General features: G+C 74.9%; 5 protein-coding genes. All 5 read left to right on the forward strand.

Features of this window, described 5'->3' with window-relative positions; translation table 11 throughout:
• Positions 1-50: 50 nt before the first annotated feature.
• Genes ACYQ77_RS10915 through ACYQ77_RS10935 form a run of 5 tightly spaced genes read left to right on the forward strand, consistent with a single transcriptional unit; the run spans position 51 to position 12,262 of the window.
• Complete coding sequence (locus tag ACYQ77_RS10915) at positions 51-3,476, forward strand: AMP-binding protein (RefSeq protein WP_459710000.1); 3,426 nt, start codon at positions 51-53, stop codon at positions 3,474-3,476.
• Complete coding sequence (locus ACYQ77_RS10920; RefSeq protein WP_459710002.1) at positions 3,473-4,228, forward strand: thioesterase II family protein; 756 nt, start codon at positions 3,473-3,475, stop codon at positions 4,226-4,228. Before ACYQ77_RS10915 ends, ACYQ77_RS10920 begins: the two co-directional genes overlap by 4 nt.
• A complete protein-coding gene (locus tag ACYQ77_RS10925; RefSeq protein ID WP_459710003.1) occupies positions 4,225-6,564 on the forward strand; it encodes a lantibiotic dehydratase in 2,340 nt (779 codons plus the stop codon). The genes ACYQ77_RS10920 and ACYQ77_RS10925 overlap by 4 nt, the downstream gene beginning before the upstream one ends.
• Positions 6,561-8,822, forward strand: coding sequence for a lantibiotic dehydratase (locus ACYQ77_RS10930; RefSeq protein WP_459710005.1), 2,262 nt, complete (start codon positions 6,561-6,563; stop codon positions 8,820-8,822). The genes ACYQ77_RS10925 and ACYQ77_RS10930 overlap by 4 nt, the downstream gene beginning before the upstream one ends.
• Positions 8,819-12,262, forward strand: coding sequence for an amino acid adenylation domain-containing protein (locus tag ACYQ77_RS10935; protein WP_459710007.1), 3,444 nt, complete (start codon positions 8,819-8,821; stop codon positions 12,260-12,262). Before ACYQ77_RS10930 ends, ACYQ77_RS10935 begins: the two co-directional genes overlap by 4 nt.
• Positions 12,263-12,264: the final 2 nt, after the last annotated feature.

Here is a 12,264-nt window from a genome sequence, read left to right on the forward strand (position 1 = left end):
CGTCAGAGGAGCGCGTTGTCCCGCCGGTTTCGTTGTGTGTTTCGCGTGCGATGACGCTCGTGCCGACCATCCACCGCTTCGCTGACATCGCGGAGCGCCTACCCGATCATCACGCCGTTGTGGACGATCACGACCGCGTCGTGACCTACGCCGAACTCGCCGCCCTCGCCGGCGGACGGGCCCGCGCGCTCACCGCCGCCGGCGTGCGCCCCGGCAGCCGCGTCGGACTCGTCACCGGCCACGGACTGCCCGCCATCGCCGGCATCCTCGGCACCCTCGCCGCGGGCTGCGCCTACGTGCCGCTCGACCCCTCCTTCCCGCACGCCCGGCTGTCCACGATGGTCACCGACGCCGGCGTCACCACCGTGCTGGCCGACCCCGAGCACGCCGGCCTCGCCGCTCGCCTCGGTGACCACACGGTCATCGCGCGTGACGACACCGCGCCCCTCGGCCCCGCCGACCGCACCGCCGCCGGCCTCGACGACGTCGCCTACGTGCTGTTCACGTCCGGCTCCACCGGCAGGCCCAAGGCCGTCGCGCAGACCCACCGCAACCTGCTCCACGTCGTGGACAACCAGATCGCGAGCCTGCGCGTCACCGCAGCCGACCGGCTCAGCCTGCTCGCCTCCTTCAGCTTCGACGCCGCCATCCCCGACCTCTACCCGGCACTGCTCACCGGCGCCGCCGTCGTCCCCCTCGACGTCCGCACCCACGGCCTCGCGCACGTCGCCGCCGGCCTCGCCCGCCACCGTGTAACGATCTTCCACGCGACGCCGACGGTGTACCGGTATCTCCTCGACACCCTGGGGCCTGCTCGGTTGGACACAGTGCGCACGGTGCTGCTCGGCGGCGAGCAGTCCACCTACGCCGACGTCCGGCGTGGCCGCGACTCCTTCGCGCCGGACGTCGAGTTCGTCAACGGCTACGGCGCCACCGAGGTCACCTTCGCCGCGCAGCACCGCATCCGGCCGTCCGAAGTGGACGAAACGGCCACCGGGCCGCTGCCCATCGGCACCCCGCTGCCCGGCTACCGCATCGAACTCGGCGACGGCACCGGCGACCACGGCGAGCTCACCGTCCACAGCGACCACCTCGTCACCGGATACGCCAATGTGGACAGTCCGGCGTTCGGGCCCGGCCACTACCGCACCGGCGACCTCGGCGAACGGCTGCCCGACGGCACCCTCGTCTGCCTCGGCCGGCTCGACCGGCAGGTCAACGTCCGCGGCTTCCGCGTCGAACCCGCCGAGGTCGAAGCCGCGCTGCGCGCCCAGCCCGGCGTCACCGCCGCCCGCGCCATCGCCCGCGACGAGACCCTCCTCGGCTACGTCACCGGCACCGGGCTCGACCCCCGCGCCCTGCGCGCCGCCCTCGCCGACCAGCTACCCGGCCACGCCGTGCCCCGCGCCGTCGTCGTCGTCGACGAGTTCCCGTTGACCGTCACCGGCAAGGTCGACGAACGCGCGCTGCCCGACCCGCCCATCACCACCACCGCCACCACCCCCGGCATGACCGGCACCGAGACCCGCGTCCACGCCATCTGGTGCGCGGTCCTGCGCGCCGACTGGATCGCCCCCGACGCCGCCTTCTTCGACGTCGGCGGCCACTCACTGCTGCTCGGCCAGGTCCAGCAACGCCTCAGCGCCGAGTTCGGCACCGACGTGCCGCTCCTCGCGCTGTTCACCCACACCACCATCGCCGCACAGGCCGCCTACCTCGACGGCGGCCACGAACGCACCGGCACCAGGACCGCGCCCCGCGACACCACCACCCCCGCCGACCCCGGCCACACCGGCGACGAGATCGCCGTCATCGGCATGGCCGGCCGGTTCCCCGGCGCCGCCGACCTCGACGCCTTCTGGTGGAACCTCTGCGCGGGCACCGACGCCGTCCACGACTACACCGACGACGAACTCGCCGCACTCGGCATCGGCCCCGCGCTGCGCGCCGACCCCGCACACGTGCGCGCGGGCGGCCGCCTCGACGGCATCACCGACTTCGACGCCCGGTTCTTCTCCTTCACCGCCGACGAAGCCGCCCGCACCGACCCCCAGCACCGGATCCTCCTCGAAACCGCCTGGGAGGCCATGGAAAACGCCGGGCACGTCCCCGGCGGCGAACCCGACCTGTCCGTCGGCGTCTTCGCCTCCGCGTCGGCCAACCGGTACTTCCTGTTCCACCTCTTCGGCAACCCCGCCGTCACCGACGCCGACCCCGACGACTGGGAAGCGCAGCTCCTCGCCCGCCAGTTCCCCGACCACCTCCCCGGCCAGATCGCCTACCGCCTCGGGCTCACCGGACCCGCGCTCGCCGTGCAGAGCGCCTGCTCCAGCTCACTCGCCGCCGTGTGCCTCGCCGCGCAGAGCCTCACCGACTACCGCTGCGACATCGCGCTCGCGGGCGGCGTCAGCGTCACCTGGCCCCGCCACCGCCACACCCCCGGCGGCATGACCTCCCCCGACGGGCGCTGCCGCGCCTTCGACGAAGCCGCCGCCGGGTCCGGGTTCGGCTCCGGCGCCGGGATCGTCGTCCTGCGCAGGCTCGCCGACGCGCTCGCCGACGGCGACCACATCTACGCCGTCCTGCCCGGCTGGGGCATGACCAACGACGGCGCCGACCGCGCGGGCTACGCCGTGCCCAGCCCCGCGGGGCAGGCCGCCGCCGTCGCCGACGCGCTCGCCGCCGCCGAGCTCGCCCCCGAGGACGTCCAGTACGTCGAAGCCCACGGCTCCGGCACCCCGCTCGGCGACGCCATCGAGGTCGCCGCACTCAACGACGTCCTCGCGGGCGCCGCACCCGAATCCGTGGCACTCGGCTCCGTCAAGACCAACATCGGCCACCTCGACGCCGCCGCCGGCATCGCCGGGCTCGTCAAGGCCGTGCTCGCCGTGCACACCGGCGTCATCCCGCCCAACCTGCACTTCACCCGCCCCCACCCCGAAGTCGAACTCGCCGCAGGCCCCCTCTACGTGCCCACCAAGGTCCGCGACTGGCCCGACACCGGCCGCCGCGTCGCCGGCGTCAGCTCCTTCGGCATGGGCGGCACCAACGTCCACCTGCTCGTCGCCCAGGCACCCCGCACCGGCATCGAACCCGCACCCGGCCCCGTCGTCCTGCCGCTGTCCGCACACGACGAGACCGCGCTGCGCGCCGCCGCCACCCGGCTGCGCGACCACCTCGCCACCCGCAGACCCGCCCTCGCCGACGTGGCACACACCCTCGCCACCGGAAGGCGCGCCTTCCCCTGCCGCGCCGCCGTCGTCGCCACCACCGTCGACGACGCCGTCGCCGCACTCGACGCACTCACCCCCGGAACCGTGCTGGGCACCGGCCCCGCACGCGCCGACGCGGAACTCTGGGTCGCGGGCGCCGACCGACTGCCCGCCACCCGAGGGCGGCGCATCCCGCTGCCCACCTACCCCTTCCAGCGCGAACGGCACTGGATCGAGCCCACGAGGCGAGGAGGCCAGGCGTGAACTGGTTCGTGATCCCGCAACCGAGGCCCGACGCGGCCGTGCGGCTGTTCTGCCTGCCGTACGCGGGCGCCGGCGCCAGCGCCTACCGCCGCTGGCCCGCCGCCGTCGGACCCGACGTCGAGGTCGTCGCCGTCCAGCTGCCCGGCCGGGAGAACCGCATCATCGAGGACCCCGAGTTCGACGACACCCGGGTCGCCGAACTCGCCGACGCCATCCAGGCCCACCACGACGGCCCCTACGCCATCTACGGCCACTCCCTCGGCGGCTGGCACGCCTACGAGGTCATCCGCCACCTCCACCACACCGGCGGCCGCCTCCCCGTCAAGCTCTACGTCGGCGGCTGCCGCGCCCCGCACCTCCCCGCCACCGGCACCTTCGCCGGGCTGTCCACACTGGACGACGACGCCCTGCTCGCCCGCGTCGCCGAGGGCGGCGGCCTGTCCGCCGACGTGCTCGCCGAACCCGAACTCCTCGAACTGCTGCTCCCCGTGCTGCGCGCCGACTTCACCTACCTCGACCAGTACCTCCACACCGACGGCGAACCACTGCCCGTGCCCGTCATCGCCTACGCCGGCCGCGCCGACACCGCCGTCACCCTCGCCCACATCCAGGCGTGGGACCGGCACACCACCGCCGGGTTCACCGTCCAGGAGGTCGACGGCGACCACTTCTTCCTCCACGACGACGCCAGCCGCGTCACCGAACTGCTCACCAAGGACCTGCTCTCCGCCCTGCCGGGAAGAACGTCATGACGGGGGAGCACCGCGTCCCGCTCGGCGACACCGGATGGTCGGTGTGGCGCGACGCGCTGCTGCGCTCGGCCGGGTTCCCCGCCGACGGCCTCACCGCCCTGTCCGCACCGGCCGCCGCCGCGAGCGCCGACGCCTGCCTGCGCGGCGAGCACAACACCTTCGACACCGACTTCGGCGCCGCCGTCGCCGCCGGCGCGCGACGCCTGCGCGCCATGGCCGCCGACCCGCTCTTCCGCGAAGCCGTCACCTGGCAGAACACCAACGCCCTCCACGCGCTCGACGGGCTCGTCGCCGCCGGCGACGACGCCCCCCGCAACGTCCGCTACCGCGACCGCGAACGCGCCGTCCTCAAGTACTGGCAGCGCTACTGCGGCAAGAACGAGACCGTCGGGTTCTTCGGCCCCAGCTGCTGGGTCACCGTCGACGACCAGCACCCCGCCGCCGCGACCGCCACCGCGGGCCCCGGCCTCACCCGCCGCCGCTGGGTCGTCCTCGAAGCCTGGGTCGTGCAGGCCTACGCCGACGCCATCAGCGCCGACCCCGCCGTCCGCCGCTGGTGGCCGCCGCTGCTCGCACCACACCTCACCCTCGACGGCAGGCAGGTCCACCGCCCCGGCCGCCCACCCGTGACCCTCACCGCCGCCGAAGCGGCACTCCTCGCCGCCTGCGACGGCAAACAACCCGCCGCCGCCGTGGTCGCCGACCCCGCCATCGGGCTGCGCCGCGACGACGACGGCTACACCATCCTCACCAACCTCGTCGAGCGCGAACTCGTCACCTGGGACGCCTGCCTGCCCAACACCTCCGCCGCCGAAGCCGTGCTGCGCAGGCGCATCGCAGGCATCGGCGACGACGACACCCGCGCCGCCGCGAGCGCGGGCCTCGACCGGCTCACCGCGGCCCGCGACGCCGTCGCCGCCGCCGCGGGCGACCCGCACGCACTGCGCACCGCACTGTCCACCTTGGACACAGTGTTCACCGGGCTCACCGGCGCGGCACCCCGCCGCCGCGGCGGGCAGACCTACGCCGGGCGCACCCTCTGCTACGAGGACACCGCCCGCGACCTCGACGTCACCGTCGGCCGCCCGCTCCTCGACACCATCGCCGGCCCGCTCGACCTGCTCCTGCGCGCCGCCCGCTGGCTCTCCGCCGAACTCGCCGCCGCCTACGACACCGCGCTGCGCGACCTCCACACCGAACTGCGCGCCGACGCCGGTGACGGCCCCGTCCGCCTGTCCGACCTGTGGTTCCTCGCCCAGGGCCTGTTCTGGGGCACCACCGGCGACCGGCCCGTCGACACCGTCGCCGACGAGTTCGCCCGCCGCTGGGCCGGCGTGTTCGACCTCGACCACGCCGACGGCCCCGTCCACACCACCACCGCCGCGCTCACCGACCGCGTCGACACCGCCTTCCCCGCCAACCCCACCACCTGGCGCGCCGCCCGCCTCCACAGCCCCGACCTCCAGGTGTGCGCGGCGGGCCCCGACGCGCTCGCCCGCGGCGAGTTCACCGTCGTCCTCGGCGAACTGCACACCGCGTGGGCCTCGTTCGACTGCGACGTGTTCACCCCCGCCCACCCCGACCCCGAACGCCTCCGCGCCGCACTCGCCGAGGACCTCGGCACCCGCCGCGTCCGTCCCCTGTTCCCGTCCGACTGGCCCCGCCGCACCAGCCGCGTCGCCGAGAGCCTCGCCGGCCCCACCGACGTGCGGCTCGCGTTCGCCCAGGCCCCCGGCGCCGACCTCGACCACGTCCTCGCCACCACCGGCCTCGTCGTGTCCGAAGTGGACGGAGAGCTCGTCGCGACCGACCCCGACGGCGCGCGCTGGCCGCTGCTCGAGGTGTTCTCCCAGCTCATCGCCATCCACGCGGTCGACGCGTTCAAACTCACCTCACCCGCGCCGCACACCCCGCGGATCACCGTCGACGGCCTCGTCGTCAGCCGCGAGACCTGGCGCACCACCGCCGCCGCCACCGGCCTCGCCACCGCGAAGGGGGAGCGGGACCGCTACCTCGCCGTCCGCCGCTGGCGGCTCGCCGAGGGCCTGCCCGACGCCGTGTTCGTCAAACTCGGCACCGAGACCAAACCCTGCTACGCCGACCTCACCAGCCCCCACTACGCCGCGCTGCTCTGCACCATGATCCGCGCCGCCATCGCCGACGGCGGCCCCGACGTGCCCGTCGTCGTCAGCGAACTGCTCCCCGGACCCGGTCAGGCGTGGGTGCCCGACGCGGCGGGCAACCGCTACGTCAGCGAACTCCGCCTCCACATCGTCGACACCGTCGACACCACCGACACCGCCGACACCGCGGACCGCCCGGAGGCCGCGCGATGACCCACCTCGTACCGCTCGGCGACACCGGGTGGTCGGTATGGCGTGACGTCCTGCTGCGCTCCGCCGGCTTCCCCGCCGCCCGCCTCGACCGGTTCACCGCACCCGAAGCGGCCGCCGCCGCCGACGCCCTCAACGCGGGCGACGAACCGGCGGACCTGTTCGACAAGGCGTTCGCCGAAGCACTCCACGCCGGCGCCGCCGCCATCGGCGACGTCGCCGCCGACCCGCTCCTGCGCGAAGCCGTCGCCTGGCAGAACCCCGCCGTGCTGTCCACACTGGACAAACTGGTCGCCGGCGGCCCGGACGCGCCGAGGACCGTGCGCCGCCGCGACCGCGAGAAGGCGCTGCTGCGCTACTGGCAGCGCTACTGCGCCAAGAGCGAGACCATCGGGTTCTTCGGCCCCGTCTCCTGGGGCACCGTCGACCCGGAAGCGGCCACCGCGATCCGGCTCGGACCGGGACTCGTGCGCGACCGGGCCGTGTTCTTCGAAGCCTGGGCGCTCATCGAGTACGGCACCGCGCTCGCCGCCGACCTCGCCGTCCGCCGCTGGTGGCCACCCGTCCCGCGGCCACACCTCACCGTCGACGGCCGGTGGCTGCGCAAACCGCTCACCGACCCGGTCGAACTGTCCGCCGTGGACGCCCAGCTGCTGTCCCGCTGCGACGGGCACACCCCCGCCCACGAGGTCGTCGCCGGCGTCGGACGCGGCGACCAGGACGGCTACCTGCTGCTCGACCGGCTCGTCGACCGCGGCATCCTGCGCTGGGACGCCAACCTGCCGCTCTCCCACGAAGCGGAAACCGTGCTGCGCGAACGGATCGCCGCCATCGGCGACGACGCCGTCCGCGCCCGCGTCACCGCCGCGTTCGACCGGCTCAGCGCCGCACGCGACGCCGCCACCGCCGACCCCGCCGCACTGCCCGCCGTGGACGCCGAGTTCACCGCCGTCACCGGCAGCGCCGCGACCCGCCGCAGCGGGCAGATGTACGCCGGCCGCACCCTCACCTACCTCGACACCACCCGCGACGCCGACCTCGTCGTCGGCGGCGGCCTGCTCGGCTCCGTCGCCGCGCCCCTCGACATCGTCCTGCGCGCCGCCCGGTGGCTGTCCGCGCGGTTCGGTGACGCCTGCGAACGCATCGCCGCCGACCTGCACAGCGGACAAGCGGGCCCGGTGTACCTGTCCGACCTGTGGTACCCGATGCAGGAGGAACTGTTCGACACCGCGGGCGGCGCGGGCGCGGCCATCGGCGCCGAGTTCACCGCCCGCTGGTCACGGCTGTTCCGGCTCGCCGAACACGCAGGCGCCGCCGAGGTCCGGCTCACCGCCGCCGAACTCGCCGCCGAAGCCGCGGAACTGTTCGCCGCACCCGGTCCCGGCTGGCCCTCCGCACGCGTGCACAGCGTCGACCTGCAGGTGTGCGCCGCCGACGTCGCCGCCCTCGACGACCCGGACACGCTCGTGGTGCTCGGCGAACTGCACCCCGCCTACAACCCGTTCGACAGCGCCCTGTTCTCGCCGTGGCACCCCGACCAGGAGGCGCTGCGGGCCGCGCACCACGCCGACTTCGGGCCCCGCATCCGCATGCTGTTCCCCGACGACGCGCCCCGCAACACCGGCCGCGCCCGGCACGGCCTCAACACCCCCGGCGACTGCGAACTGGGCGTCGTCGACGCCCGCGGCGCGTCCCCGCACCTCGTGCCCGCCACCTCGATCCTCGTCGAGGACCGCGACGGCGAACTCACCGCCGTCCTGCCCGACGGCCGCACCTGGCCGCTGGTCGAGGCGTTCGGGCACGTGCTCACCGTCGTGCTGCTCGACAGCTTCAAACTCGTCGGCCCCGCCGCCGCGAGCCCGCGCATCGTGATCGACCGGCTCGTCGTCGCCCGCCGCACCTGGCGCACCACCGTCGCCGCCACCGGCCTCGCCGACGTCACCGGCGAACGCGCCCGGTTCCTCGCCACCCGCGCGTTCCGGCAGCGGCTGGGGCTGCCGGAACGCGTCTTCGTCAAACTCGGCACGGAAACCAAACCGACCTACGTCGACCTCGCGAGCCCCGGCTTCGCGCAGGTCCTCTGCACGATGCTGCGCACCGCGCGGCAGACCGGCCCCGACGTCTCCGTGACCATCACCGAACAACTGCCGTCCACAGCGGACTCGTGGCTGCCGGACGCGCACGGCGGGCGGTACGTGAGCGAACTGCGGTTCCAGCTCACCGACCCCGCCCCGTACACACCCCGTGGAGCACGACGATGACCGTCCCCGACCGGATCCTCGCCCAGGCCGCCCGCACCCCCGACGCCGTCGCCGTGCGGCAGTGGGACACCCGGCTCACCTACCGGGAACTGACCGAACGCGCCGCCGCCGTCGCCGACGCCCTCCGCGACCTCGGCGCCGGCCCCGGCACCAGGGTCGGGATCTGCGCCACCCGCGACGCGGGCCACGTCGTCACCGTCCTCGGCGTGCTGCTCTCCGGCGCCTGCTACGTGCCCATGGACCCCGGCGGCCCCCGCAAGCGGCTGCTGGAGATCGCCGCCGACGCGGGCGTCACCACCGTCGTCGGCGACGCCGCGGCCACCGAGTTCGGCGACGTGCCCGGCATCCGCACCCTCGCCCCGGAAGGCACCGCGCGGCCCCGGCCCTGCCCGGCCACCGAACACGACACCTTCCACGTGCTCTACACCTCCGGCTCCACCGGCCGCCCCAAAGGCGTGCTCACCACCCACCGCAACGTCGCCGCCTACGTCGCCGGCTGGCAGGAGCTGTACCCGCTCGAACCCGGCACCCGCACCCTCGCCGCCTCCTCGCTCGGCTTCGACGCCATCACCATCGACCTGTTCGTGACCCTCACCGCGGGCGCCGAAGTGCAGTTCGTGCCCGCCGACGACCGCGCCGACCCCGAACGGCTGCGCCGCTTCCTCGTCGCCCACGACGTCGAATGGGGCCTGCTCACCCCCACCATGCTGGCCACGGTGGACCCCGCGGACGTGCCGTCCTGGCGGCGCGTGTTCGCCGGCGGGGAACCCCTGCCCGCCGACCTCGTCGCCCGCTGGGCGCCCGGCAGGCAGTTCGTCAACGTCTACGGCCCCACCGAGACCACCGTCTCCGTCGTCACCGGCCCGGTCACCGTCGGCCAGGACCCCGTGCCCATCGGCCGCGTCACCCCCGGCCACCGCCTGTACGTCGTGGACGACCGGCTGCGGCCCGTCCCCGACGGCGAACCCGGCGAACTGCTCGTCGGCGGCCCCGGCGTCGCCGACGGCTACCTCGACCGGCCCGCGCTCACCGCGGAACGGTTCCTCCCCGACCCCTTCGGCACCCACCCCGGCGAACGGCTCTACCGCACCGGCGACCGCGTCCGCCGCGCCCCCGACGGCACGATCGTCCACCTCGGCCGCATCGACCGCCAGGTCAAGGTCCGCGGCCAGCGCATCGAACTCGGCGAGGTCGAAGCCGTCCTCGCCGAACACCCCGCCGTCCGCCACGCCGCCGTCGAAGCCGTCCCCGGCGCCGACGGCACCCGCCTCGTCGCGTTCCTCGCCCCCGCCACCGCACCCGACGACACCGCGCTCGCCGAGTTCACCGCCACCCGGCTCACCAGCGCCATGCGGCCCACCATCGTGCTGCGCCGCGACGAACTGCCCGCCGACCCGCGCACCGGCAAACTCGACCGCGCCACCCTCCGCGCGCTCGCCGCGCAGGCCGTCGCCGACCTCGCCGCCGACACCCCCGAGTTCGACGGCACCCCGCTCGAACAGGAGATCGCCCGCGTCTGGGCGAGCGTCCTCGGCCAGACGCCCGGCCGCGACACCGACTTCGTCACCGGCGGCGGCAACTCCATCGCCGCCATGCGCCTCGTCGCCGCGCTCCGCGACCGGCTCGGCAGGAAGCTCTCCGTCCGGGACCTGTTCACCGCACCCACCGTGCCCGGCCTCGCCGCCGTGCTCGCCACCGCCGACCCGCTGCCCGGCCGCGAACTCACCACCGGCAACCCGCCCACCCTCTCCCCGCCCCAGACCCGGCTCTGGTTCACCGACCAGCTCGCCCCCGACGACGCGCCCTACAACATCGCGCTCGCCCAGCGGCTCACCGGCCCGCTCGACCTCCACGCGCTCCGCGCCGCGCTGCGCGCCGTCGCCGACCGGCACGACGTGCTGCGCTGGCGCATCAAGCAGACCGCGGGCGCGCCCTACGCCGAACGCACCCCGCCCGCCGACGTGCCCCTCCACGTCGTCGACGTCACCGACCACGCCGACCTCGAACGCAGGCTCGCCGCGGGCGCCCGGCACGTGTTCGACCTCGCCACCGGCCCCGCCTGGCACGTCACCCTCTACCGGCTCGGCGACCACGACCACGTCCTCGCGATCACCGTCCACCACGCCGTGTTCGACGGCTGGTCACAGGCACCCCTCTACACCGACCTCGCCGACGCCTACCGGCAGGCACGCACCGGCGCCACCCCGCAGCTGCCGCCACTGCGCGCCGGCTACGCCGACTACGCCGTCTGGCGCGACCGCCGCGACCGCGCCAACGGCGCCGCCGACCTCGCCTGGTGGACCGGCCACCTCGCGGGCGCGCCCACCGTGCTCGACCTGCCCCGCGACCGGCCCCGCCCCGCCGTCCAGACCTACACCGGCGCCGAGACCACCGTCACCCTCCCGTCCCACGTGGACACCGCGGTCCGTGCCGCCGCCGCGAAACTCGGCGCCACCACCGCCGGGGTGCTGCTCGCCGGGTTCGCCGAACTGCTCCGCAGGATCACCGGCCAACCCGACCACGTGCTCGGCGCCATCGTCGCCGACCGCACCCACGCCGAGTTCGACGACGCCATCGGGTTCTTCATCGACACCGTGCCCGTGCGGCTGCGGGCGGGCACCGGCACCTTCGCCGACACCGTCCACACCAACGCCGCCGGACTCCGCGACGCCACCGCACACCCCGCCGCGCCGCTCGACCGGATCGTCGACGCGCTCGGCGTCCCGCGCGACACCTCACGCGCACCGCTCGTGCAGGTGCTGTTCAACGTGCTGAACTTCCACGAACCCCGGCTGCGGCTGTCCGGAGTGGACACCACGCCGATCGCCGTGCCCAAACCCGGCTCGCCGTTCGACCTCACCGTCTACGTCGTCGAACGCGACGGCAGGCTCGCGTTCGACACCGTCCACAACCCCGACCTGTTCGACACCGACCGGATCGTCGCCCTGCTCACCGACCTCGCCGAACTCGTCGGCGCGCTCGCCGACGCCCCCGGCGCCGACCCCGCACAGGTCGCACCCCACCTGCCCAGGGCAGCGGTCCGCACCCCCGCACCCGGCGCCATGACCGTCGCCGCACCCGAGATCGTCACCGTGACCGTGCCCGTCCCCAGCGGGGACACCTCGGACATGGAAGAGCTCCTCGCCGGCATCTGGCGGGAAGTGCTCGGCCGCGACACCGTCGGCCTCGCCGACAACTTCTTCGACATCGGCGGCCACTCCATGGCCATGGCCGCCGTCCACGGCAGGCTCACCGCCGCCACCGGCCGCCAGATCAAGATGCTCGACCTCTTCCGGTTCCCCAACATCCGCGCGCTCGCCGCGCACCTGTCGGGACCGGAGGACAAGCCGCTGCTCGCGGCAGCGGCCAACCGCGCCGCGGCCCGGCGCAACCGCGCCAGACGCAACCCACCGCGCCGCACCACAGGCAGCGCGCAGTGACC

Source organism: Actinophytocola sp. KF-1 (assembly GCF_054661535.1).